The sequence below is a fragment of the Butyricicoccus sp. AM27-36 genome (genome assembly GCF_003480945.1).
Lineage (GTDB): Bacteria > Bacillota > Clostridia > Oscillospirales > Butyricicoccaceae > Agathobaculum > Agathobaculum butyriciproducens.
The window spans coordinates 34628-60619 of the sequence record NZ_QUJR01000002.1 but is presented as its reverse complement, the minus strand read 5'-3'; the positions used below and the strand labels follow the sequence as shown (position 1 = coordinate 60619).

Below are 25992 nucleotides of genomic sequence, written 5' to 3'. Positions count from 1 at the left end.
ATTTTTCGTATACCGCTATTGACTTTCCCTTTCTCCAGTTATAATATGAATACATGAACATATGAGCAATCGTTCATATATTATTGACTATCACCGACAGGAGGCGATCCGAAATGGCAGACGAACACAAGCATGAGGATACCTTATTAAATGAAGAAGTGCATGAGCACGAACATCATCATCACGAGCACGATGAAGATGAATGCGATTGCGGCTGCGGACACCATCACCACCACGATGAGGATGAACATGAACATCACCATCATCATGACGATGACTGCGACTGCGGCTGCGGACACCATCACCACCACGATGAGGACGAGGAGCACGAGCACCACCACCATCATGACGATGACTGCGACTGCGGCTGCGGACATCATCACCCCCACGATGAGGACGAGGAGCACGAGCACCACCACCATCATGACGATGACTGCGACTGCGGCTGCGGACACCATCATCACCATGATGAGGATGAGGAGCACGAGCATCACCACCATCATCATGACGATGAATGCGACTGCGGCTGCGGACACCATCACCATCACGATGAGGATGAGCACGAGCATCACCATCATCATGACGATGACTGCGACTGCGGCTGCGGACACCATCACCACCACGACGAGGACGAGGAGCACGAGCACCACCATCATCATGACGATGAATGCGACTGCGGCTGCGGACATCATCATCACCACGATCAGGATGAGGAGCACGAGCACCACCACCACGAACATTCTGCAGGCGCGCACAGCGTTAAGCGCGTTTACACGCTGCAGAATGTCGGCTGCGCACACTGCGCGGCAAAAATGGAGCAGCGCATCAGCGAACTCGAGGGCGTAGAGGACTGCGTTCTCGTATTTGAGACCAAGCAGCTGCGCGTAACCGGCGAAAATCCGGATGCGCTCCTGCCGGAAATCCGTGAGATCTGCTCGTCCATCGAGAGCGAAGCCAAGGTCATTGCACCCAAACCCAAGCACTACGGCAAGGACGGTCAGCGCGTTTACATGCTCGAAAACCTCGGCTGCGCACACTGCGCTGCGAAAATGCAGCACCAGATCAGCCAGCTGGACGGCATCGACGATTGCGTGCTGGTCTACGAGACCAAGCAGCTGCGCGTCAAGGGCGACAATCCTGATGCACTGCTTCCCGAAATCCGTAAAATCTGCTCAAATATCGAGAGTGAAGTCAAGGTAATCGCTCCCGAGGAGGAAAAGGAAGAGAGCAGCAGCCATCCGCTTGCCGAAATGCTCATCGGTGCAGCGCTGTTCGTTGCCGGTCTGCTCATTCCGGTCATGGCTGTCAAGCTGGTGCTGCTCATCGCGGCTTACCTGCTGCTCGGCCGCCATGTCCTGCTGACGGCTGTCAAGAACATCGGCCGCGGTCAGGTATTTGACGAAAACTTTCTGATGGCCGTTGCAACCATCGGTGCATGGGCGGTCGGCTCGTTCGACGAGGCTGTCGGCGTTATGCTGTTCTACCGTGTCGGCGAATACTTTGAGGATCGTGCGGTTGACCGTTCGCGCAAGCAGATCATGGATGCGATCGACCTGCGTCCCGAGACGGTAAATCTGGTCAAGGACAACGGCAAAATCGAGGTTATTCCTGCTGAAGACGCACAGGAGGGCGACATTGTTCTGGTGCGCCCGGGCGACCGCGTTCCGCTGGACGGCGAGGTTGTCGAAGGCGAAAGCCGTCTGGATACCTCGGCTGTTACCGGTGAGCCGGTTCCGGTTCGTGTCGCTGCCGGCGACAAGGCAACCTCCGGCTGTGTCAACACCGACGGCGCGATCAAGCTGCGTGTCACCCACATTCTCGCTGAGAGCATGGTACAGCGCATTCTCGACAGCGTGGAGAATGCAGCGGCCCGCAAGCCGAAGATCGACCGCTTTATCACCCGTTTCTCACGCGTTTACACCCCGGCTGTTGTTGCGATTGCCCTGCTGACCGCCATTATCCCGAGCCTTGTTACCGGCGAGTGGCACAAGTGGGTCTACACCGCGATGACCTTCCTTGTAATCTCCTGCCCGTGCGCACTGGTGCTCAGCGTACCGCTGACCTACTTCTCCGGCATCGGCGCAGGCTCCAGACGCGGTATCCTGTTCAAGGGCGGCGCTTCTCTGGAAGCACTGAATAACGTTAAGACCATCGTTATGGATAAGACCGGCACCATCACCAAGGGCAACTTTGTGGTACAGAAGGTCGTTCCGGCGCAGGGCGTTCCGCTCGATGAGAATGAGCTTCTGTGGCTGGCTGCCGCCTGTGAAGGCGCTTCCACCCACCCGATTGCCAAGTCCATCATCAACTCCTACGAGGAGCGCAAAACGTCCGCGGCAAAGGCCGGCGACTTTTCTCTTGTTGCCGTTGGTGCAACGGTTGAGAACATCCGCGAGCAGGCCGGCGAAGGCGTTTTCGCCGAGCTGGAAGGCAAAACTATACTCTGCGGCAACGTAAAGCTGATGGAGCGCAATAATATCGACCTTTCCGGCTACCACGGCACCCCGGGTAGCACGGAAGTGCTGCTGGCGATGGACGGTCACTTCCTCGGTCATGTTGACATTGCCGATACCATCAAGGCAGATGCCAAATCCGCAATCAGCCGCATGAAGGCGCAGGGACTCACCACCGCCATGCTGACCGGTGACGGTCAGGCCAGTGCGGACGCGGTTGCGCAGGAAGTCGGCATTGACGAAGTGCGTGCCCGCCTGCTCCCGCAGGATAAGCTGTCGGCGCTGACCGATATCCGCGAGAAGCGCGGTGCGGTTATGTTCGTCGGTGACGGCATCAACGATGCTCCCGTACTCGCCGGTGCAGATGTCGGCGCGGCAATGGGCAGCGGCGCAGACGCGGCAATCGAGGCTGCAGACGTGGTGTTCATGAACGCCGACCTGGCCTCCATCCCGATCTCGATCAAGATCGCCCGCAAGGCGAATATCGTCTCCAAGGAGAACATCGTGTTTGCACTCGCGATCAAGATTCTTATTATGCTCCTCGGCCTGTTCGGCATCGCATCCATGTGGCTGGCCGTATTCGCTGATACCGGCGTGGCTATGCTGTGCGTGCTCAATTCGATCCGCATGCTGTATATGAAGACCGAATAATGCATACTCTTTGCACATTTTATATAGAAAGACTCCCGTCCGATTGGAACGGGAGTCTTTTGTATACCATATCGTCTGTGCTGATACGCAGGGTTTTCGCCTGAGAGGCGAACGGAAAACCACCGTTTACACCCGGCAAGCAAACTCATTTGTGGAAAACATACTCTTTTCTGAAAGTCCTCGGCGCCATACCCACCGCCTTGGAAAACTGCGCATTGAAATGGCTCGGGTTGTCATACCCCACCTGCGATGCAATCCGTGTTACCGGCAAATCAGTTGTGATGAGCAGCGTCTGCGCTTCGCCAATCCTGCGGCGCAGAACATACTGCAGCGGCGAATATCCGGTCACTTCCTTGCAGATATGCGCCAGATAGTACGGACTGACATGCAGCGCATCCGCCATCTGCTGCAGAGAAAATTCGTCCGCAAAATGCTTGTCGATGTAATCCTTGATGCGCTGTGCAAAGGCGTTGCCGCTGTGCGTACTGCCTTCGGCTGCGGTTGCGCGGAACTGCTGCACAAGCGTCAGGATCGCAAGCAGAAGATGATGTGCACCGTCGTCGTTGCCCTCGGTCAGCTCATCGTAAAGCACGTCGTACAGATGCTCCAGCCGCACGGTCTGCGGCTCGGTCAGGCGGCACACCGGACACGAATCCTCCGCGATCAGCGTATTTTCGCGCAGTCCGGGCACAGCCAGTCCGCCAAGCGCCAGACTCGAGGTTGCCACCGGACGATCCGGTCCGGACGGCTCATCGTGCACGACGCGGCTGTTGAAGATGAACAGATCGCCGCGGCGTGCCTCATACGGCGTGCCGCCGACAAAATAGCGGCTCTCGCCGCCTCGCACGAGTACAATTTCCACTAAATCGTCATGCGCGTGCATAACACGCGGATGCGCCGACGCCTTCTCATCTGTGCGGCTGACCGAAAACAGACGCGGCATCTGCGTCAGGCCGAATGGCGCTTCATATTCCTTTTTCACAAAGCATTGAATCATAAAAACGCTCCTTTTCCCTCAATTTCGCGGTAAAAGCGCCTTTCTGCGGCAGAGATAGTATCCGCGAAAAACCAGCCGGTCGGGATAGCAATCCGGATACCGACCTCACCGACCGGCCCCGCCAGCGCAAACCAGATCAAGCCTTTGGCGATACTGCCTTTTGTCAGATCGCGGTACATAGAATCACCTGCATACTAAGATAAATTCATTATAGCGCTCCTGCGATGAAAACTCAATGCAGCGCTTCGCCCGCTGCGGTCCGGCAGGGCTGCATAACAGAAAGCCTGCCACCTATGGTGACAGGCTTTCTCTATGCTGATTTTATCGAATCGGCAGCATCTTGCCGGTCTCGAAGGATTCCTTGCAGCGGTAAGCAGCCTCGGAAACGGCGGTGCCGTCATAAACGGTGAGGTCAGCCGGCTTGGTGTTGTCGCGGACATGGCCGGTGAAGGCAACCATCTCGGCTACGAAAGCCTCGTGCCAACGGCTCATGAAGTCCGGATAATACTCCTCGCGGGAGCCGTGCTCATCCACGATATTCAGCAGGTTCTTTGCGCCGACGTTTGCAATGCGCAGCGTGCCGTGGGTGCCGATGATCTCGGTCTCGACATTGCAGCCTGCGGCATGGGTGCGGTTGGTGAACATAAAGCCCATTGCGCCGTTCTCCATCTGGATGGTAGCAGCTGCGTTGTCCGCATCGTTCAGCTCCTTGTACAGATCGAACTCAAATACGCCGCCGATTGCCCATACATTCTTGACATCCGAGCCGGTGAACCAGCGGATGAGGTCGATATCATGTACGCACATATCGAGGTACTGACCGCCGGAGTGCGGTGCAAACTTGAGGGTAGACTCGATGGTGGAACGCGGGTCCTGCGTGTAGGAACGAACCAGAACTACCTTGCCGATATCGCCGTTGTCGATCTTGCGCTTTGCCTCGGCGTAGGACTTGTCAAAGCGGCGCATGAAACCAAGCTGGAAGATCAGGTCGGGATGTGCTTCGATGACCTTCTCGGCAGCCTTGCACTGTGCAACATCCGTGCCGAGCGGCTTCTCGCAGAACACATGCTTGCCGTGGTTCATGGCAATTTCAATCTGCTGGCAGTGCAGGAAGGACGGGGAAACGATAACGATCGCGTCCAGCTCCGGATTCTTGCACATTTCCTCAAAATCGGTGTAAGTATTCGGCACGCCGAGCTCTGCCGCAACTTCCTCTACGCGGTTTGCATCTACGTCGCAGATGGCAGCCAGTTCGCAGCCCGGAACCTGCGTTGCAAGGTTCTTCGCGTGCTCATAACCCAGACGACCCAGACCTACCGAACCAACCTTAACAGTTTTCATGGTATATTCTCTCCTTTTATATGTAACTCTCACTCTTACGCGGCGGTTTTGCCGCTCTCCATTTGATGATTCTATTGTAGCGTTTCGGGGGCTGAAAAAACAGAGCATTCTTGCGAAAAGAACGCCCCTATTCGCGGGATATGAGCGGGGCTCTCGGGCAAACTTTCAAATTCTTGCGGTCGATGCAAAAAGGCAGACCCGACGGTCTGCCTTTACGCTTACGTTGTTCAGCTGACATGAATGACGGCCACCGGACAGCCGCCTGCAGCCTCCTGCGCGCCCGCCTGCTCCTCTGCGGTTTCCGGCTGATGATGGACTTCGGCAAGGCTGTCCTCCGCAATGCGGAACACGGAAGGACAGGTTCCTTCACACAGGCCGCAGGAAATACAGCCGCCTCGTTCGATTGTAACGTGCATACCGATACACTCCTTTCGGAGATTCAGTTTGCCCCGTTTCCGATGATTTATGCGTTCCTGCGCGCGAGACAGCGATGGCGGATGCCGCCGAAGCCGCCCGCAGCCACGGCATAGTCCTTCGCGGTGATGGTCTGTCCCGGCCGTACAAACTGCTCCACCTGATATACCTTATCTATATTCAGCGAACCGAAATTGATGATGCGCATAGCTTCGCTCTCCTTCTCTTTTTCTGTCAGTATAGCATATCCGTCCTCCAGCCGCCACTACAAGCAGCTTTTTATTGGTATTTTCTCCAAAATCGCTGAGTTGCAATTGACTTATCCGCCCAAAAGTTCTATTATTTTTTATATGTTTTTACAAGAAAGGGAGGGGACTTTTTTGAGTCGTTTATCCATTGAAACGCCGGGCAAGGCTGAGACCGTCATTGCCGGCTTGTACCGCGATATCGAGCGGCGCATCAGCGCCAGTCCTCCGGGTCTGTGCCCGGTGGATATGTCGCTGTCGTTCCTGCGTCTGTGCCATGCACAGACCTGCGGCAAATGTGTTCCGTGCCGCATCGGTCTGGGGCAGCTGACCACTCTGCTCGAGCAGGTGCTGGATTCCACCGCAACACCGGAGACCATTGACCTGATCGAGAAAACCGCCCGTGTTATTCAGGATACGGCGGACTGCGCCATCGGCTATGAGGCTGCCCGCATGGTTCTGCAGGGCGTGCAGGGCTTCCGCGATGACTACCTCTCCCATGTGGAAAGCGGCCGCTGTCTGTTCGGCTGGGATCATCCGGTACCGTGTGTAGCACTGTGCCCTGCCGGTGTGGATATTCCGGGTTATATCGCACTCGTGCGTGCCGGCCGCTACAACGACGCCGTGCGCCTGATCCGCAAGGACAACCCCTTCCCGACCGTATGCGGCTATGTCTGCGAGCACCCGTGCGAGGCACACTGCCGCCGCAGCATGGTGGACGATGCGGTCAACATCTGCGGCATCAAGCGCTTCGCGTGCGACCACGCAGACAACACCACGCCGCCGGATTCCGCACCCTCGACCGGCAAGCGCATCGGCATCATCGGCGGCGGACCGGGTGGTCTGTCGGCGGCGTATTTCCTGTCGCTGATGGGTCATCAGGTCGTAGTCTATGACCAGCGTCCCAAGCTCGGCGGCATGCTGCGCTACGGCATTCCGGATTATCGTCTGCCGCAGGACAAGCTGGATGCGGATATCGACTTCATCCTGTCCACCGGCATTGAGGTGCACACCGGCGTTTCCATCGGCCGCGACATTTCGTTCGCTGAGATTGAGAACCAGTACGACGCGGTTTACATCTCCATCGGTGCGCATAACGACAAGAAGATCGGCATTCCCGGCGAGGACGCAATCGGCGTACACTCCGCGGTGCAGCTGCTCCGCGACATCGGCGAGGGCCGCGTGCCGGACTTCAAGGGAAAGCGCGTCTGCGTCATCGGCGGCGGCAACGTGTCGATGGATGCAACCCGAACCGCAATCCGTCTCGGTGCCTCCGCAGTAACGTGCGTCTACCGCCGACGCGTAACCGATATGACCGCGCTCGCTGAGGAGATCGAGGAAGCACAGAGCGAAGGCTGCCAGATTCTCTCGCTGCAGGCACCCGATCACATTGAGACCGATGAAACGGGCCGCGTTACCGCTCTGTGGACGCGTCCGCAGGTCATCGGTGCCTACGGCAAGGACGGTCGTCCGCGTCCCTACGATGCCGATCAGCCGCTGCTCCGCACACCGTGCGATGTCGTTATCGTAGCCATCGGCCAGTCCATCGACGCAAAGCCGTTCGAGCAGATCGCTCCGGTCGTGCGCGGCAAGATTCAGGCCGAGTCCGACGCCTTCGTGCCGAACACCCCGCATGTATTCGCGGGCGGCGATGCCGTTACCGGTCCGGCGACCGTTATCCGCGCGGTAGCCGCCGGCAAGGTGGCTGCAGCCAACATTGACGCGCACCTCGGCTTCCGTCACGTTATCAAGAGCGATGTTGAGATTCCGGCACCGCATCTGACCAATATGCCGGCCTGCGGCCGCATCGAACTGCGCAGCAGACCCGCCGAGGAGTGCGTCGGCAACTTTGATCTGGTAAAGTGCGGCATGACCGAGCAGGAGGTTCATCAGGAGACCTCCCGCTGTCTGCGCTGCGACCACTTCGGCTACGGTATTTTCAAGGGAGGGCGTTCTTCTAAATGGTAAATCTGACGATCAATTCTATCCCGGTGACTGTACCGGAAGGCACCACCATTCTGGATGCCGCCGCCTCTGTCGATATCGAAATCCCCAGCCTGTGCTACCTAAAAGAGCTGAACGAAATCTCCGCCTGCCGCGTCTGCTGTGTCGAGGTAGAGGGCGAAGGCAAGCTGGTTCCCTCGTGCAACAACGTTGTGCGTGAAGGCATGGTCATCCGCACCAATTCTCCGCGTGCACTCGAGGCGCGCCGTGTCAATATGGAGCTTATCCTCTCGCAGCACGACAACAAGTGCGCGACCTGTATCCGCTCGGGCACCTGCCAGCTGCAGAAGATCGCAAACGATATGGGCATTCTGGGTGTTTCCTACCCCACCGACCTTGCACGCGGCAAAAAGGCCGACTGGACGACCACGTTCCCGCTCTACCGTGATGTAAACAAGTGCATCAAGTGCATGCGCTGCATTCAGGTATGCGACAAGGTGCAGTCGCTGTCCGTCTGGGATATCAGCGGCTCGGGTGCGCGCACCACCATTGATGTTTCGGAAAACCGCGTGATCAAGCAGGCGGACTGCTCGCTGTGCGGTCAGTGCATCACGCACTGCCCGACCGGCGCTCTGCGCGAACGCGATGACACGCAGAAGGCATATGCTGCGCTCGGTGATCCGGACCGCGTGACCATTGTGCAGATTGCTCCGGCCGTGCGTGCTGCATGGGGCGAAGCCTTCGGCATGCCGACCGGCAAGGCAACCGTCGGTCAGCTGGTGTCCGTTCTGCGCAAATTAGGCGCGGATTATGTGTTCGACACCACGTTTTCCGCCGATCTGACCATCATGGAGGAAGGCACCGAGCTGCTCCAGCGCCTGCAGGCGGGTGATCTGGACAACCAGCCGATGTTTACCTCGTGCTGCCCGGGCTGGGTGCGCTTTTTGAAGTCGCAGTTCCCGGAAATGACCGGCCGCCTGTCCACCGCCAAGTCGCCGCAGCAGATGTTCGGCGCGGTCGGCAAAACCTGGTTGGCGCACAATCTCGGCGTGGACGCGGACAAAATTTACAGCATCTCCATCATGCCGTGCATCGCCAAAAAGGCCGAGCGTGAGCTGCCGAGCATGGATTCAGCCGGTCACGGCAGCGATGTCGATCTGGTCATCACCACCCGAGAGCTGGCGCGCATGGCGCGTGCCGAGCACCTCGATGTGGAATACATCGCGGAATCCGCGTTTGATTCTCCGCTGGGCGACGGCACCGGCGCAGGCGTTATTTTCGGCGCGACCGGCGGCGTTATGGAGGCTGCGCTGCGTTCGGCGTACTTCCTCACCACCGGCGAAAATCCGTCTCCGGATGCGTTCCGAGAGGTACGTGACGACGGCACGATCTCTCCGCTGCCGTGGCGCGAAGCGACGTTCGAGCTGGCAGGCCGGACTGTGCGCTGCGCGGTAGCGAGCGGACTGGGCAACGCGCGTCAGCTTCTGCGCTCGCTGCAGCGCCGTGAGGTACACTATGAGTTTGTGGAGATCATGGCATGCCCGGGCGGCTGTGCCGGCGGCGGCGGTCAGCCAGTGGACGGCACCGACCGCGAAAAGGCCGCCGACCGCGGCAAGGTTCTGTTCCGACTCGATCAGAATGCACCGCTGCGTTTTTCGCATGAAAATCCGGCGGTTCAGGCACTGTACCGCGAGTATCTGGATGAGCCGTGCTCGCACAGAGCGGAGGAGCTGCTGCATTGCGACCATTTCGCCTGGCAGATGCCGCAGAATCCGCGATAAAATCCGGTTCTGCAATCCCGTAGGGCGGGCTGCTCTCAGCCCGCCTCATTTGGCGGAGTTCTTATCGCATAACGGCAAAAACACCCCGAACAAGCAAAAAAGACGCTGTATCAGCTTGATACAGCGTCTTTTTTGCGTTATTCGATATTCTGTGCGCAGATAATGGAAATTTCCGACCCCTTATTACTGTTTTCCGGCTGAATATTCTTCTGCAGCAGGTCTGCGAGCAGGCGCAGCGGCTGGCTGCCCTGCCGGAACATATCCTGAGTAATGGTCAGATCAAGCGAGCCGTCGAGCAGCATTTGCTTGCGGCGCAACGACATATCATGTGCGATCACACGCACCTGCTGATCCATGCCTGCAGCTTTAAGCGCGTCCACGCAGCCAGTAACGCTGCGGTTTGCCATATAGATGGCCGCCGGCGGATTGTCCGACTGCAGCGCCGCCGTGACGCGGTTATAGGTCAAACGGTAGTCGTTATAGGTCTCCTCAATCTCGATCTGCGAGGAAGAGAAGCCCTTTTTCTTTAGATGCTCGCAGAAGCCGTCTAAACGGGTTCGGTGGCCGTCGTACTCCAGATTGCCCGCCATCGCTAGCACACGTGCGTTTTTCGACACGCACTTGCTGAGCAGCTCGGCGGCGATACGGCCGCTTTGCGCGTAATTTTGACCCACAAAGCACAAGCGGCGGCTGTTCGGCAGATCCGAGTTGAACGTGATGCACGGAATACCCTGTTCGGCCAATTCTCCGATGCGTGCTTCGATCGAAATATCATTTAATGCACACAGTGCGATGCCCTGCGCGCCCCAGTTTACCAGCTCGTCCAGCAGCTCGATGGTCTCGCGCGGAATATCTGTATCACAAGTGCACACACGCACCTCGACATCGCGCTTTTCCAGCTCAGAACGCGCAGCCTGAATGCCTCTCGGGACGTCCTCGTGGAACGGGCCGCTCCAGTTTGGCAAAAGCACACCCAAACGCACAGGTTTGAGCGGCAGCTTTGCCTCTGCGGCCTGCCGATGCGCCTCCTTCGGAGAAAGATAACCGGTCTCCTGAATGGCGTTCAGCACGCGCGCACGCACATCCGCGCGCACATACGAACGATTATTTAATACACGGTCTACCGTGCCGCGGGAGACGCCCGCAAGCTCGGCAACCGTTTGAATGGTTGGTCTTTTGTTCATAATCCTTCACCTTTTTCGTAATTGCTCTTTATACTATCCTGCATCTCTCTGCAATGTTTCTTTTCTCTGTGCTTATTATACCATATTTCTGTGCTTTGTGAAGACACAATCTGTGCTTTCCTTCTTTCTGTGCATTTGCACACACAGCTTTTGGTGCAGATTTTCCGATATATTCGGTATTTTATGCTCTATTTTTTCATTTTTCCAAAACCATGTGCGATATTCTGTGTTTTTCACAGAATGTGTGCTTTGTGCGACATATACAATTGCACACACCAAACCTTGTGACCATCCTCATTTTTCGCACATTTGTTTTGCATTTCTCAATTTATACGCATTTTTCACGCATTTTATTCACTAATTTTGATGTTATTCCCATTTTAACGATTTTTACACAGGCAAATTGCCTGTTGACATTCCCATACCCGCTCGCTATAATAAGCACATAAACAGCACAGAGCACACAAACGCACAGTGCTGAAAGAGAGACACGAGAAGAAAAACGAGAAAAGAAAGGGAGACTCACTATGAAAAAGAGACTGTTAGCAGCCCTGCTCACCAGCGCCCTCGCACTCAGCCTGACCGCTTGCGGCGGCAGCACCGATTCTTCTGCAGCAAACGACGGCGGCGACACCGCCTCCACCCATGACGGCCCGTACAAGATCAGCATGGTGCTCAAGACCAATGCTGCCGAGTTCTGGAACATCGTTCAGGCAGGCGCAGAGGCTTATGAGGATGAGCATCCGGATCAGGTCAGCCTGGACATCAAGGGTCCTCCGGCTGAGACCTACTACGAGGAGCAGCTCAACACCATCCAGACCGACCTTGCGGTTGAGTCCTACGATGGCTACCTGATCGCTCCGCTGCAGTCCGAGGCTGTTGCAACCGCTATCGCAAACACCGACAAGCCGGTCGTAGCATACGATACCCGCATTGATTCCGACAAGTGCCTCGCATTCGTCGGCACCGGCAACAAGGAAGCAGCCAAGGAAGGCGGCAAGGCCGCTGTTGAAGCTGCAAAGGCAGCCGGCTGGACCGACATCAAGTGCATCGAGATTGCAGGCGTTCAGGGTGACGCAACCAACACCGCCCGCATGGAAGGCTACCGCGAAGGCGTAAACGAAGCCGGCGGCGAGTTCCTTGATGCAGAGACCCAGTACGCTAACGCAACCGCTGACCTCGCTGTAACCGCGATGGAAGGCATCATGAGCAAGTATCCGGAAGGCGTTGCCATCATCTGCTCCAACAACGACGATATGGCGCTGGCAGCTGCCCGTACCGCAAAGGACAATCCGAACTACGCAAAAACCATCTTCCTCGGCTTTGACGGCCAGAAGTCCGCAGTAGAAGCCGTTCTGAACGGCGAGCTGACCATGACCGCTGCACAGAACAACTTCGACATCGGCTACAAGGCAGTTGAGACCATCGTGAAGATCCTGAACGGCGAGGAGTACGGCGACGTAGACACCGGCACCGAGATCATCACCAAGGACAACGCACAGGCTCGTCTGGACAACTTCGCAAACTGGCTGAAATAATTCCTTGAAATGCACGCATTTCAAGGAGATGGGAAACACCGCGGCTTTGCCGCGGATGATTCCCGGGCGAAAATCAGCGCGTCGCACAGCGGCACACCGATTTTCTTACTTGTAAAAAAACGCAGATACATGCTCCGCGTTTTTTTGTGAAGGCAACGCCTTCACGATTTAATACCGCCTGCGGCGGAAACTATGTATGGAAACGCGCTCCAACGCTTCATACAAACCTCTCTTTTTATTCCAAATGTTCATTTAAGGAGGAACACCCATGAAAGTAGGTATTATCGGTGCGGGTCGTATCGGTAAGGTACACGCAAAGAACATTTCCATGTTCGTACCGGAGATGGAGATCAAGACCATCGCTGACCCGTTTATGAATGAGCAGACCGAGGCATTTGCCAAGTCCTGCGGCATTCCGAACACCACCAAGGACGCAAATGACATTCTGAACGATCCCGAGATCGAGGCAGTGCTCATCTGCTCCTCTACCGACACCCATTCCAAGTACATCATCGAGGCTGCTCACGCAGGCAAGAACATCTTCTGCGAGAAGCCGATCGATTATGATCTGGAGAAGGTTCACGCTGCCATCAACGCAGCCAAGGAAGCTGGCGTAAAGCTGCAGATCGGTTTCTGCCGCCGCTTCGACCACAACCACCGCGCAGTTTACGACATGGTTCGTGACGGCAAGGTCGGCAAGGTCAACATCATCAAGATCTCCTCCCGCGACCCGGAGCCGCCTCCGGTATCCTATGTCAAGGTTTCCGGCGGTATCTTCTATGATATGATGATCCATGACTTCGATATGGCCCGCTTCCTCGCAGGCAGCGAAGTTACCGAGGTAAATGCAGTTGGTTCCGTTCTGGTCGATCCGGGCATCGGTGAGGCTGGCGACGTTGACACTGCGCTCGTTACCCTCAAGTTCGCAAACGGCGCGATCGGCGTGATCGACAACAGCCGCAAGGCAGTTTACGGTTACGACCAGCGCGTTGAGGTATTCGGCTCCGAAGGCTGTGCCGAGGACCAGAACGACACCCCGAACACCGCTGTTCTGTCCACCGCAGACGGCGCGGTACACGGCGTAGCCTACAAGGTAATGTGGGACCGCTACACCGGCGCATTCGTTGCAGAAATGCAGGCATTCGCAGATGCCGTTATCAACGACAAGGAGACTCCGGTTACCGGCGAGGATGGTCTGTATCCGGTACTGATGGCAGCAGCTGCTACCAAGTCGCTGCATGAGGGCCGCCCGGTCAAGATCTCCGAGATCGAGGCTTAATCACAGCTTCATTTTCACACCACGCACACAGTCTAAGCAATGTGCTAAAACCGTTGGTGCGCTATGCACCAACGGTTTTTTTCTACAAATTGAGGGAGTTAGAACAGAGAAAATGATATTCACTTGCGTAACCTTTGTATTTTTTACGATTTTAGTTGCGGTCATCTCCTATGTTAAGACCAAGGGCGATGACCAGACCACCGCTGACGGCTACTTTCTGGCAGGCCGCGGTCTGCCGGGTGTCGTTATCGCAGGCTCGCTGCTGCTGACCAACCTTTCTGCAGAGCAGCTTGTCGGCACAAACGGCCAGACCTGGGCGATTGGCATGAGTCCGATGGCGTTCGAAGTAATGGCGGCGACCGCACTCATCGTGCTGGCGTTGTTTGCCGCGCCGCGCTATCTGAAAAGCGGCATCACCACCATTCCGCAGCTGCTCGGCGAGCGCTACGACCGACCCACCAAGCTGTGGTTCTCCATCGCGTACATTATTCTGTACCTGTTCGTGCAGATCCCGGTCATTCTGTACTCCGGTTCGCTGGTATTTGAAAACATTTTCAATCTGTCCGGCACGCTCGGCATTACCAAGTTCCAGTCTATCGTTATTCTCTGCATTCTGATCACCATCATCGGTTCGATCTACGCCATCTTCGGCGGTCTGAAAGCGGTTGCGGTATCGGATACCATCAACGGCATCGGTCTGCTGATCGGCGGACTGATGATCCCGTTCCTCGCGCTCAACGTGCTCGGCCATGCCTCCGGCAGCGACAGCGGCGTTGCCATCATGGACGGCGTGCGCTACCTGATCCACAACCACGCCGATATGCTCAACTCCATCGCACCCGCGCAGAGCGAAGCACCGGCGGTTCCGTGGCCGACCGTATTCCTCGGTCTGGTATTCCTCGGCTTCCAGTCCTGGTGTACGCATCAGTCGTTCATCCAGCGCGTGCTCGCTGCTGAAAACCTCAAGGAAGCACAGAAGGGTGCACTCTACTGCGCGTTCCTGAAAATCCTCGGCTTTATGTTCCTTGCGTTGCCGGGCGTTATCGCTTACGCGATCTTCAACATCGAGGGCACGCAGGTATCCATGATGGATGACGCATATCCGGCACTCATCACCCGCGTTGTACCGCAGCCGGTCATGGGCTTCTTTGCCGCGGTTATGTTCGGCGCGATCCTGTCCTCGTTCAACTCGGTGCTCAACTCGGTAAACACCATGTTCACGATGGACATCTACAAGGAATTCATCAACAAGAACGCCAGCGATAAAAAGCTGGTCTCGGTCGGCAAGAATATCGGCATTGTGTTCGCGATCTTCTCGATGATTGTCGGTCCGATGGTCTACTTCTTCCCTGCCGGACTCAAGACCTTCCTCGATTCGTTCGTTATGCTGGTCGGTCTGCCGGTCCTGTCCGGTGTATTCGGCGGCTTCTTCTTCAACTGCCTGCCCAAGTACAGCGCCCGCTTCATCATGGTGTTCCACATCATCTGCTACGGCGGTTTCATGCTCCTGTCCCCGAGCTACTCGCTGTTCGGCGGCAATGAGGGCAGCATCCACTACCTGTACGCGGTTTCCATCCTGTGGCCGCTCGAAATGCTCATCATGTACCTCATGCACCGCCGCAACAAGAGCAAGGGCGCTGAGGTTTGGGTGCAGCAGGATGTCGGCGCGGTAGACCTGACGCCGTGGAAGTACCGCAATATCGTCAGCGTGATCGTTATCGTATGCGTTGTGCTGGTTTATCTGGCATTCTCGCCGCTCGGCATCGGAGCATAATTTTTGGAAAACAGCGTTGCATATCCGCTGCGCTTGATGTATCATCAATTTAAAAGAGTAAGACAACCGAAACAAGAAAATTTGGAGGTAATTTATTATGGCACTGAGAAAATGCGCTTGCATTGATACCCTTTACACCGAGCTGGACTGGCTCGACCGTTTCCAGGCTGCAAAGAACGACGGCTTTGAGGCCGTAGAGTTCTGGGACTGGCGTATCCGCGATCTGGATGCGACCCGCGAGGCTGCTGAGAAGGCCGGCATTGCCATTTCCGGCTTCAACGGCGATGCGGACTACTCGCTCGTAGACCCGACCCACAAGCAGAAGTATCTGGACTACCTGAAGGAGTCCATCGCGGCGGCTAAGAAGGTTGGCGCAGCCAGCGTTACCATCCACTCCAACGCATTGGGTGACGGCGGCATTGTAGTAAACCACTACGACAACCTGTCCCACACCGTAAAGCTGTGCTCGATGTACGACACGCTGCTCGCCTGCGCTGAACTGGCCGAGAAGGAAGAGATCAACCTCAACCTCGAGGCGCTGAACATCACCACCGACCACGTCGGCAACTTCCTCGCTACCACCCAGATGGGCGCTGAAATCGTTCGTCTGATCGGCTCCCCGCGTCTCAAGCTGCTGTATGATGTATACCACATGCAGATCAACGAAGGCTGCATCTGCGATACCATCTCCAACTACGGCGACACCTTCGGCCACATTCACGTTGCCGATGCTCCGGGCCGTCATGAGCCGGGCACCGGTGAGATCAACTATAAGAAGGTTATCCGTCACCTCGAGGAGTGCGGCTACACCGGCCGTGTCGGCTATGAGCTGTTCCCGCTGACCGATACCGCATCTGCTGTTAAGGCCATCATGGAAAACGCCTAAATCTCTCTTTCTTTCAAGTCCCTGTGCTGTATGGTACAGGGACTTCTGTTATGCTATGAGGCAGGCATTCGAATTCGCAAATCAAAATCTTCAACCGCATCCTGCATTTCCATGCTATAATAAAACTGCAAAGATAAAAACGCAACGTGCACTCCGTGCACCAGAGCCGGTAGGTAGCCCGGCCGTCCTGCTTTTGCAGGGTAAGTAACCTGCCCCTCCGGGTTGTCCATTCTTTGTTCATTTATTTTTCAGGAGGGAAAAACAATGGACAAAGTAATTGGCAGACTGACCGTATTTTTTGAGGACCCGTTCTGGGTCGGTGTATTCGAGCGGATCGAAAACGGAAGGTTATCCGTGGCAAAGGTAACCTTCGGCGCAGAGCCGAAGGAGCCGGAGCTGCTGATTTACCTGCTGTGGCACTACTACCGATTGCCATTCAGTCCGGCTGTTGAGACTGCCGTAAAGCCTGCACACCGCAATCCCAAACGGGCACAGCGGGAAGCCGGACGGCAGACCGCGCCAATCGGCATCGGCACCAAATCGCAGCAGGCACTGCAGCTCCAGCAGGAGCAGAACAAGCAGGCGCGCAAGCGCCGAAGCCGTGCGCGCAAACAAGCCGAGGCCAAACGGCTTTATGCCCTCAAACAGCAGCAAAAACGCGAAAAGCACAAAGGACATTAGTCCTTTGTGCTTCATCCTGTCGAAAAAGCTGCATTTCGACTCTTTTGCTTCGTGCGGCAGCACGCATAAAATAGAATTTGCGGAGCAAATTCATAAATTCCGAGAGCATGTATCTCGGAATTTATACAAGGGAAGAAAAAATGTGCCTGTAAGGCGCGTTTTTTCTTCGGAATTCGATCGAAAGCGTGGTTTCGATCGAGAGGCTGCTCGGAAAACGTTAGTTTTTCGACAGCCTCAAGCACAAAGGACATTAGTCCTTTGTGCTTTTTCATTCCGCTTAGAGAAAACCAAGCAAATGCTGCATTGCAATGCTGACGCACGCAATAGCGACCCAACAGCAAAAGCCCATGAAAATCGGCTTGCCCCCGGTCTTGACCAGCTTTACGATATTGGTATTCATGCCGATAGCCGCCATCGCCATAACGATGAAGAACTTGGACAGCGTCTTGAGCGGCGTAAACACGCCTGCCGGTACGCCGACCGTGGTGCACACCGTGGTGATGATGGACGCGAGCACAAAGTACAAAATAAACATCGGGAACGCGCGCTTGAGCGAGAAGGCTTCGCCGCCCTGGCTCTGCTCGGTCTTGGCCTTGTGGGTGCGCCACAGCGCTAGCACGAGCGTAATCGGGATGATCGCCAGCGTGCGCGTCAGCTTGACGATGGTGGCGATTTCCAGCGTATTGCTGCCGTGGATACCGTCCCACGCGGAAGCGGCTGCCGTTACGGACGAGGTATCGTTGACCGCCGTGCCCGCAAACAGGCCGAAGCCGTGGTCGGTCATGCCAAGCATGCCGCCGAGCGTCGGGAAGGTCAGCGCCGCGATGACGTTGAACAGGAAAATGACCGAGATGGCCTGTGCGATCTCCTCATCGTCCGCACCGATGACCGGAGCGGTTGCCGCGATTGCCGAGCCGCCGCAGATGGACGAGCCGACACCGACCAGCGTCGAGATATTGGACGGCACCTTCATTGCCTTGCACAGCACGAACGACACGATCAGCGAGGTGCCGATGGTTGAAACGATGATGGGCAGCGACTGTGCGCCGACCTTGGCAATCTCGGACAGGTTAAGACCGAAGCCGAGCAGGATAACCGCGTACTGCAGCACCTTTTTCGATGTAAAGCCGATGCCCGGCTGCACCTTGGTCTTGTTCTTCCAGAACAGTGTGAGCACCATGCCGATCAGGATGGAGAATACCGGTCCGCCGACAACCGGCACCGCCTGTCCCAGCAGCCATGCCGGAATCGCAATGCACAGACACAGCAGCAGTCCGGCGCCGTTTTTCTTGATGAAATCCATTGTTTGACCCCCTTATTAAACCGAATATCAGTATACACTATCTCGGCGGCGCAGTTCAATACTTAGTTCGGCAAAGGGCAAAAGAAATCAGCCTGCAGGTGCTTTGCAGGCTGATTGGGACAGTTTAGAACTGATACGGCGGATTCCCGGAGAAATCAGCGATACTGCCGTGTGCATCCTCGAGATAGAACACCTCGAAGATCGGGTTGGTCGCCTCGCCGTACTGGCTCTTGACGATCAGATTTGCGATGCACATCTCCTTGGCAGCCATGTTGTTCTCGAAAACAGCCTTGCCGTGCAGGCGAATCCATGCGTACTCCGGGCTGGAAACCGAGATTTCGATCTCCGGATTTGCCTTCATATCCTTGTAAACGTCCTTAGTGTTGTTCGTGCAGAACCACAGCTTGCCGTCCATCTCGCCCGAGAACATGAACGGGCGGCACTTTGCCTTGCCGTCACGGCCTACGGTTGCCAGATACTGTACCGGATTCGCCTGCAGAAATTCTACGACCTTGCTCATGATAAATACCTCCATGAAGATTTTATTTTCTTTTTCTATATTGGGATTGCTTTTCCCTTTCGGTGATTCTATAATAAAGCCGTAGTGACAATCTGTAAAGTAAGCACAATATTGTGGTGTAGTTACCAAAAAGATACTATTGGCGAAAATCGCGTTAACAAGGAGGTTTTTCTCATGGAACTGACCGAATCGACCGCAAAACAGGAGCTGCCCGCCTGCCCTGTCGAGACCACGCTGACGCTCATCAGCGATAAATGGAAGGTGCTCATCCTGCGTGACCTGATGAACGGCACCCTGCGTTTCGGCGAACTGAAAAAATCCATCGGGCACGTCACGCAGAAGGTTCTGACCGCACAGCTGCGCCAGATGGAGGCCAGCGGTCTGCTGACACGCAAGGTCTATGCCGAGGTGCCGCCGCGTGTGGAATACACGCTGACCGAACTCGGGTACAGCCTGAAACCCGTGATGGACGCCCTGTGGAAATGGGGAGAAAATTATCAGGCACAGTGCCGTTAATCCGGCTTTCTATCCGTAAAAACAACTTTCAGGAGGAAAATCATGCCTCATATTTTAATGATCGCCACCGGCGGTACGATTGCGTGCTGCGAGACCGAACGCGGTCTTTCCCCTGCTCTGGACGGCACCGCGCTGCTCGGCGCACTGCCTGAACTGTCTGCGCTGTGCACAGTTGAAACGCTCGATCTCATGCAGCTGGACTCGACCGACGTGACCGCCGCCGACCGTCAGCGCATGGCACAGGCGGTCTGGCAAAACCGTGAGAAATTCGACGGCTTTGTGCTCACGCACGGCACGGATACGCTTGCGTACACCGCCGCGCTGCTCACCCACCTGCTGCCGCATTTCGACAAGCCGCTCGTGCTGACCGGCTCCATGCTGCCGATGGGCGTGCCGGACTCGGATGCGCCGCGCAATCTGCTGGATGCGTTCCGCACTGCGGCAGACGGACGCGCAGGCGTGTACGCCGTGATGAACGGTCAAATTCTGCACGGCAGCCACGTTTTCAAGCAGCATTCGACTGAGATTGACGCATTTCTCTCGGCAAATGCCGCACCGGCAGGCGAAATCCGTGAGAGTGAAGTACACTGGAACACACCTGCACCTGTCCCCTCCGGTGAACCGAAACTTGTAGAACAAATCGACACCCACATCCTTCCGGTGTGCCTGACCCCCGATCTCGACCCGTCATTCTTCTCCGTGCTGCTCGGCTACCCCAAGGTCGTACTCGAAGCCTTCGGCGCAGGCGGCGTACCCGCCCGTTTGGAATCCGCCGTGCGCGACCTGATCCAAAGCGGTACGCGCGTGTATATCACCACGCAGTGCCCGGAAGGCGGCGTACACCTGCACAAATACGAGGTTGGACGCCGTGCCGAAGCACTCGGTGCGATTTCTCTCGGCAGCCGTACCTTCGAGGACGCGCTCGGCGCACTCATGTGCGGTGAATTGTAAGATGTTCTGCCCGCAGCGTACAATTTAGAATACGCCAGCCTGTCCGAAATAACACAAACTCCCGCCTTCTCACGCGAGAAAGCGGGATTTTTCTTTACTGTGCATTCTCCTTGCTGAACGGCAGAATGTGCATCCGATACTTATGCTTATCAACCAGCAGTGTTCTATCCGCGATCGGCATGATATCCGAAACCTTATCCGGCGGGGTGCAGATAATCGCCTGCAGACCCATTTTGCGCAGCAGACGCACGCTTTCGATGATACGTTCGCTGTCCATCTTGTTGAACGCCTCATCGAACACGACCAGACGCACCGTGTTGCCAAAGCTGGACGTATCGCTCACGCGGTACAGCTGTGCAAACGACGCCAGAACCGCGATATAGAACGGTGTCTGCGTCTCGCCGCCCGACTTGGTGTTGAGCGTCTGCGACAGCAGCTGCTTGGAGCCGTTCTGATCGGTGGTCTCCAGATCGAACTTCAGATAGGTGCGGAAGTCGGTGTACCGCTCGATGTTCTCCTGCAGCTCACTCTGCTTGCGGGCGTTGAGCTGGGTATCGTCTGCCATGGTGATCTGGCTGAACAGCTTGTCGATCAGCGGACCGTATTTCTCCTGAAACTGTGCGGAAAACAGCGTAATATCGCCTTCCATCAGCTCCGGCGCCATAATCATGTCGTAATATTCGGCGTAATCCGGATTGCGGTCCACGCGGAACTGGTAGCTGTCCGTGCCGAACTGCGCCTGCCGCAGTGCCCGATTGAGGTTCTTGACCTGATCCTGCACCTGCTCGATGCTGCTTTTCAGCCTGGACAGGAAGTCGTTCTGGAACTGCTCCATCGCACTCTCGCGTGCGGCACGGATTTTGGTGCGGTACTGCGGCAGCTCGCTTTCCTCGAGCACACGGCGTTCCGCATCGAACTCCGCATTGTCGTCTGCCTCCACGCGGAACGAGCACGGTCCAAACCGCTCGACATATTCTCGGCGCGCCCGCAGGAGTGCCGCGCGTGCGTTCTCCATCTCGTTGACAACCTGTGCATGGTGGCTGCTGAAATTGCGGTACACGATATCCGGCCGGTGCAGACGCTCCAGCTCCTGCCGGTAGCGCGGCAGACCGATATCGTCGCGATAGGTCTCCGAGAAGGTTTCCGCCAGCCTGCGCTCCATTTCGGTGCGGCTGCGGTACTGCTCGGGCAGAATTTCCTCGTCCAGCTGACGAATACGCTCCTCCAGCCTTGCCTTGTGCGCGATCTGCACCTCGCGCTGATGACTCAGCGCCGCAATCTCGTCGCTGATCTCGGCGATCAGCTGCTTCTGCTGATCCAGCCACAGCAGGTCGAGATGGGAGACCTGCTCGTCGATCGCGTTGATCTCCTCCTCCAGTTCCGCGCGGTACAGAAAATCCGCCTGCCGCTGCGGTACGATGTTTCGCACATAATATGGTGTCAGCATGGGCGCTTTCTGCTGAGAAACTGCCTGCCAGATGGGTTTCCGGTGCGAAATCTCGGTCTGCAGACCAGCGGCCTCCTCCTCCAGACGAGCGATACGCAGCGTGACCGCATGACGGCCGATGAACGCATCCTCCATACGGTCTCTGCGAAGCGCACGCGCCACATAGCCCTGATACAGCATGCCCTCATCTGTGATAGCGGTTCGATGCCCGCGCAGCTGCTCAACCGTGTCACAGCACATCACGCGTCCGAGCAGATAATCCATGTAGGTTCGCGCAAGCGCGTTCCCGGTCTCCACCTTTTCCGCAAGACTGCCGCTCTGCGGGTCAATATGCTCACGCTCGCGCAGTGTGCCGATATCGACCAGACCGTAGGCGTTCAGGCTCTTTCCCCACTTAAGTTTGTTGTAAATACGCAAAGCCTGCTCGTAATACGCCGGTTCGACCAGAAAATAAAACTTCTGGTTGTTGAGATAGCCTTCCACGGCTCCGCGCCAGCGCTCATCCTCAATTTCCAGCACATCCGCAAGAATATCTACCGCAACCGGCGCTCCCGCCTGCTGCTCCAGTTCCTCCGCCAGTTTGGCACGGAACGGCAGCAGTCCGCGCGGATAATCCTTGATATTCCTGCGCAGATCGGCAAGCGCAGTCTGCTTTTCGGTCAGCTGCTGCTGCAGCTCTGCAACCTTATCGCCAAGCTGATGCGCCGCCTTCGCCAGCGCGTCCGACAGGGTCGCTGCCGCCTGCCGGGCGTCCTCGAATACGGTCTGCTCCTGCGAGAAGATTGCGCATTCGCCGCTCGACAGCCGTGCGTAGGTGCGCTGCACCTGCTCTGCCGCCTGCCGCACCGGAACGAGCACATCCTCGGCGTCCCACGCAAGCGCGGTCTCGCACAGGTGCGTCAGCCGCAGCGCCTCCCGCTTGATCTCAAGTGCGTCACGCTCCATCTCCTGCACCAGCTTGCTCTGCTCGGTCAGCAGCGACTGCTTCTGATTTTCCAGCCGCTCGCGCTCCTGATAGGTGTCGCTCTGCGCATAATCGCGGTCCATCTGACGGCGGCGTTCCTCCTTCGCCTGCACCTGCCCGGCCAAATCCTCAATCGCGGTGTCCGCCGCGGTCAGCTCGGACAGGCAGTTTCGCTTTTCCTGCTCGCGGCTGTCGATCTGCGCCTGCATGTCCTCCTTCTGCGCCCACTGCACAAGGAAGGACTGCACGCGCCAGCGATCCACCGAGCGCGTCATTTCGCGGTATAGAGTGCTGATCTCCTGCAGCGCGGTCAGCTTTTCCTCCTGCTGCTGCGCCAGCTGCTCGTGCCGCTTGTAGTTGCGGATGTTCTGCTGCATGGCTTCGATATCCGGCTTATCCGGAATATCGCAGATATTTTCGGTGATAAACTGCTGAATATCCACGATTGGGCGGAACGACACCGCCTTTTTCATCATGCGGAGCACCTGCTCGTTGTGCACATTCCACCGCGAGAGCATATTGCGGCGATACTCCCACTGGGTGTCGTACACCTCGGCGCGGGAGAAATTCTGCTTGAGGAATTTGCGCAGGTCGTGAATATCCATCGCCTCGCCGTCCTCGATAAAGCAGTTTTCCGGCAGTTTTCCGACATAGATAAAGAAATGATCGTGCTTGCTGCCGTCACTGCGGCAATCGAACATCACGCCGCACACGAAACTATTGTGCTCCACATCGTCCTCAAATTCACAGACAATATAGGTCGAAAAGTCCTTGCCTCTGCGGGAATACGGGTTATTCTCGTCCATATCGGCACGCAGATAGCCGTCCAGCGTGCGCTGTGAGCGCTCATTCGCCGCCAGATTAAAGTTGCGCGCATTGGTCTCACCCAGGAGAACGATCTGCAGCGCGTCAATCACCGTGGACTTGCCTGCGCCGTTTTTGCCGGTCAGAAAGTTCACGTCGCCGACCTCGATGACCTCCTTGCTGAAATACAGCCAGTTAATTAGCAGAATCTTCTTCAGTTTCTTCATCGGCGGTCTCCTCCTTTCGCAGCACGGCTGCGACCTCATTCAATCGTTCGCTCGAAACAGCGGTCTGAATGGTCGGCAGAATGGCAAATCTGCAGTCAGCCTGATTAAATTTCCCCTCGATGCGCTGCAGGATCGAGTGGTTTTCAAACACGGTCAGCGCCCGCTTGACCTCCTCCATATTCGGCTTAGCCGGCAGGATAGCGTAGTCGGTTACGATCTTTTCGAGCACCTCGCGCACGCTGCAGAGCGCGTCCTGCTCGAGTCCCAGTCGCTCCTGGCTTTCGTCGTACAGCATGCGCAGAGCGAGCAGAATCGCGGTCTCGCGCTTGGACAGGATGCACCGGTTGGCTTCATCTGTGTTCAGCACATAAAAGTAGCCGTTTATGTCGTCGCGCCGCAAATCCCAGTCAAGCAGGTTGAGATACTCGCGCACGGACTCATAATGAATGGATAAAAAAGTGTAGTCCGGGTTGCTCACCCGTCCCCTGCCCGGACGGTACAGCGTGCGCACCACATAGGTGCGGCTGAGCAGCTGATTGCACACCGCTTTGAACTGCTCCAGTTCCTTTGCGGTAGCGGTATTCAGAAATTCCAAATTCATTCGTTGTTCTCCTTCCGGCTGATCTGCAGTTCCGGAATAGCATAGCCGTTTTCCCGGCGTTCGCCGTCCAGCTCCTGCACCGTGAAATCCGCCGAGCGGTCGCCGCCGGTCAGCACCGCCAGCAGGCTCATCACATAGTCCTTATCATTCTTGAGCGGAATATCCTCCGAGCGGCACACATCGCTTTCACCGAGCCATCCCTGCACATACGCCGCGATGGCGCCGCGGCCATACTCCGAGCGCAAAAGTGCAGCCGCCTTTGCGGCTGCTGCCGTATCCGCTTCGGTTTCCTGCACGAGCACAGGCGCGGCCTTTGTCCGCTTGCCCGGACGCTTGCGGTACCACAGGCTGCTCTCGGACAGATAGGTCTGCTCGCACAGCCGGAACACCGGCTGAATCGTGTCCACCAGATCGGCGGCTCGCCGGTTGCGCGACAGCGCGGTCAGCACCGTGTGCAGGTTGCCGCGGATATTCTGATCTCGGTTGGTCAGGTTTTCGATCTTCTGCGTAGCCGCACGCGTGTAGCGGCGCACCTGTGCGTCGATCTCATCCAGATAATCACGCTCGAGATTGTCGTAGCACTCCTGTATCCAGTAAATTTTGCGAAGAAGATCGGCACGGCAGTCCTCCGGCGTGTCCCCTCGGCGGTCAGCCAAAGCGGCATTCGCCATGGCGATGAGCAGTTCATCATTCTCCGCCCAGTCTGTCAGCACATTTTGTATCGGCACACGGTATTTCGGCACGGAATCCTTGATCTTGAGCGGACGGATGTACGCCTCCATCACCTTCTGCCCGAAATCATCAAAGTGCGATGCGAGCACTTCCCCGACATTGTGCATGTCGATCTGCATCTGAAAATAATGCTTGACGTTGTGATATACCATCTGCAGCAGGTTGATGAGCGCGCGCGTGTTGTCATATGCGCCGTAGACAGCAGCCATTTTGTCATACACGCTATCCGACTCATGCGCGACCTTGAGCGTGGAATAGGTGCCGAACACATATGAATAGCCGCGTGCAGGCGTGTCCTCGCGCAGCGCGTGGAACAGCTCGAGCAGACGGCTGCTGTGGCCCGGAACCGTAATATATTCCCGAAAATCTGTGCCGCGCTCCTTTTCAAACCAGCCCTTGCTGCCCAGCTTGCGGATGAGGAAACGGGCACGGCCGGAAATATCGCGCAGCTCGTCCTCGTCGATGTCCTCGCCCTCGAAGGTAGCCTCGGCCAACTGCTGCTCGAGACGGCTCCGCAGCATGGAATACAGCATGTCCTCGGGCAGCTTCAGCTTTTCGCGGTACGCCGTGTACAGCACATCGAGCGCATCCGCGTACAGCACACGGTTCGGTGACGCCAGCGGCGAAAACAGCTCGTCCGGCACGGCTTCAAAAAATTTCATGTCCTCTATCCTCCTCTGCGGCGCAAAACGATAGATTCGGCACGCAAATTGCTTTTCTATACAAAAATATTATACAATTTTCGAGGAAAAATTACAA

At 56.6% G+C, this 25992-nt stretch carries 21 protein-coding genes; 10 read left to right on the top strand and 11 right to left on the bottom strand.

What is annotated here, in order from left to right:
- Positions 1-113: 113 nt before the first annotated feature.
- On the top strand, positions 114-3104 hold the full coding sequence (locus DW724_RS03910; protein ID WP_118760748.1) for a heavy metal translocating P-type ATPase: 2991 nt from the start codon (positions 114-116) through the stop codon (positions 3102-3104).
- Positions 3105-3249: 145 nt separating this feature from the next.
- Here DW724_RS03910 and DW724_RS03905 read toward each other — a convergent pair whose 3' ends face one another.
- From DW724_RS03905 to DW724_RS15945, 5 genes are all read right to left on the bottom strand, one after another.
- Complete coding sequence (locus DW724_RS03905) at positions 3250-4101, bottom strand: helix-turn-helix transcriptional regulator (RefSeq protein ID WP_117491843.1); 852 nt, start codon at positions 4099-4101, stop codon at positions 3250-3252.
- The gene (locus DW724_RS03900) at positions 4098-4280 is read right to left on the bottom strand and encodes a hypothetical protein (RefSeq protein WP_118760747.1); all 183 of its coding nucleotides are present in this window, start codon (positions 4278-4280) and stop codon (positions 4098-4100) included. Before DW724_RS03900 ends, DW724_RS03905 begins: the two co-directional genes overlap by 4 nt.
- A gap of 142 nt (positions 4281-4422) precedes the next feature.
- The gene (locus DW724_RS03895; protein ID WP_118760746.1) at positions 4423-5442 is read right to left on the bottom strand and encodes a Gfo/Idh/MocA family oxidoreductase; all 1020 of its coding nucleotides are present in this window, start codon (positions 5440-5442) and stop codon (positions 4423-4425) included.
- Positions 5443-5669: 227 nt separating this feature from the next.
- Positions 5670-5858, bottom strand: a complete 189-nt coding sequence (locus DW724_RS03890; RefSeq protein WP_118753457.1) for a ferredoxin — start codon at positions 5856-5858, stop codon at positions 5670-5672.
- A gap of 47 nt (positions 5859-5905) precedes the next feature.
- Positions 5906-6064 carry a hypothetical protein gene (locus DW724_RS15945; RefSeq protein ID WP_243105687.1) on the bottom strand — a complete coding sequence of 53 codons (159 nt, stop codon included), beginning with the start codon at positions 6062-6064 and terminating at the stop codon, positions 5906-5908.
- Between the two features lie 172 nt (positions 6065-6236).
- On the opposite strand from DW724_RS15945, the gene DW724_RS03880 reads away from it, so the two are divergent.
- The gene (locus DW724_RS03880; protein ID WP_118760745.1) at positions 6237-8069 is read left to right on the top strand and encodes an NAD(P)-binding protein; all 1833 of its coding nucleotides are present in this window, start codon (positions 6237-6239) and stop codon (positions 8067-8069) included.
- Positions 8063-9826, top strand: a complete 1764-nt coding sequence (locus DW724_RS03875) for a [FeFe] hydrogenase, group A (protein ID WP_118760744.1) — start codon at positions 8063-8065, stop codon at positions 9824-9826. The genes DW724_RS03880 and DW724_RS03875 overlap by 7 nt, the downstream gene beginning before the upstream one ends.
- A gap of 137 nt (positions 9827-9963) precedes the next feature.
- Here the strand turns inward: DW724_RS03875 and DW724_RS03870 are convergent, their stop codons facing one another.
- A complete protein-coding gene (locus tag DW724_RS03870) occupies positions 9964-11010 on the bottom strand; it encodes a LacI family DNA-binding transcriptional regulator (RefSeq protein WP_118760743.1) in 1047 nt (348 codons plus the stop codon).
- Between the two features lie 527 nt (positions 11011-11537).
- Between DW724_RS03870 and DW724_RS03865 the strand changes: the two genes are divergently transcribed.
- The 5 genes from DW724_RS03865 (at position 11538) to DW724_RS03845 (ending at position 17168) form a co-directional block, all read left to right on the top strand.
- Positions 11538-12548 carry a sugar ABC transporter substrate-binding protein gene (locus DW724_RS03865; RefSeq protein ID WP_118753454.1) on the top strand — a complete coding sequence of 337 codons (1011 nt, stop codon included), beginning with the start codon at positions 11538-11540 and terminating at the stop codon, positions 12546-12548.
- Between the two features lie 268 nt (positions 12549-12816).
- Entirely contained in the window at positions 12817-13827 is a 1011-nt protein-coding gene (gene iolG, locus DW724_RS03860) for an inositol 2-dehydrogenase (RefSeq protein WP_118360080.1), read from the top strand.
- 112 nt (positions 13828-13939) lie between these two features.
- The gene (locus DW724_RS03855; protein ID WP_158580208.1) at positions 13940-15601 is read left to right on the top strand and encodes a solute:sodium symporter family transporter; all 1662 of its coding nucleotides are present in this window, start codon (positions 13940-13942) and stop codon (positions 15599-15601) included.
- Positions 15602-15698: 97 nt separating this feature from the next.
- A complete protein-coding gene (locus tag DW724_RS03850; RefSeq protein ID WP_118760741.1) occupies positions 15699-16487 on the top strand; it encodes a TIM barrel protein in 789 nt (262 codons plus the stop codon).
- Between the two features lie 264 nt (positions 16488-16751).
- Positions 16752-17168 carry a YjdF family protein gene (locus DW724_RS03845; RefSeq protein ID WP_118760740.1) on the top strand — a complete coding sequence of 139 codons (417 nt, stop codon included), beginning with the start codon at positions 16752-16754 and terminating at the stop codon, positions 17166-17168.
- 277 nt (positions 17169-17445) lie between these two features.
- Here the strand turns inward: DW724_RS03845 and DW724_RS03840 are convergent, their stop codons facing one another.
- Together DW724_RS03840 and DW724_RS03835 are read right to left on the bottom strand one after the other, a co-directional pair.
- The gene (locus DW724_RS03840; RefSeq protein ID WP_118645786.1) at positions 17446-18471 is read right to left on the bottom strand and encodes a YeiH family protein; all 1026 of its coding nucleotides are present in this window, start codon (positions 18469-18471) and stop codon (positions 17446-17448) included.
- Positions 18472-18595: 124 nt separating this feature from the next.
- Entirely contained in the window at positions 18596-18991 is a 396-nt protein-coding gene (locus tag DW724_RS03835) for a pyridoxamine 5'-phosphate oxidase family protein (RefSeq protein ID WP_118760739.1), read from the bottom strand.
- Positions 18992-19165: 174 nt separating this feature from the next.
- Here DW724_RS03835 and DW724_RS03830 point away from each other — a divergent pair, with 174 nt between their 5' ends.
- Both DW724_RS03830 and DW724_RS03825 read left to right on the top strand, forming a co-directional pair.
- Positions 19166-19507, top strand: a complete 342-nt coding sequence (locus DW724_RS03830) for a winged helix-turn-helix transcriptional regulator (RefSeq protein WP_110435506.1) — start codon at positions 19166-19168, stop codon at positions 19505-19507.
- 42 nt (positions 19508-19549) lie between these two features.
- On the top strand, positions 19550-20458 hold the full coding sequence (locus DW724_RS03825) for an asparaginase (RefSeq protein ID WP_118760738.1): 909 nt from the start codon (positions 19550-19552) through the stop codon (positions 20456-20458).
- A gap of 94 nt (positions 20459-20552) precedes the next feature.
- On the opposite strand, the gene DW724_RS03820 is transcribed toward DW724_RS03825, so the two are convergent.
- The 3 genes from DW724_RS03820 to DW724_RS03810 are packed head-to-tail and all read right to left on the bottom strand — an operon-like array spanning position 20553 to position 25895.
- Positions 20553-23900, bottom strand: coding sequence for an ATP-binding protein (locus tag DW724_RS03820; protein WP_118760737.1), 3348 nt, complete (start codon positions 23898-23900; stop codon positions 20553-20555).
- Positions 23869-24501, bottom strand: coding sequence for a DUF4194 domain-containing protein (locus tag DW724_RS03815; RefSeq protein ID WP_118760736.1), 633 nt, complete (start codon positions 24499-24501; stop codon positions 23869-23871). The genes DW724_RS03820 and DW724_RS03815 overlap by 32 nt, the downstream gene beginning before the upstream one ends.
- Positions 24498-25895: a Wadjet anti-phage system protein JetA family protein gene (locus DW724_RS03810; RefSeq protein WP_118760735.1), complete on the bottom strand. Its 1398-nt coding sequence runs from the start codon at positions 25893-25895 to the stop codon at positions 24498-24500. The genes DW724_RS03815 and DW724_RS03810 overlap by 4 nt, the downstream gene beginning before the upstream one ends.
- Positions 25896-25992 lie beyond the last annotated feature (97 nt).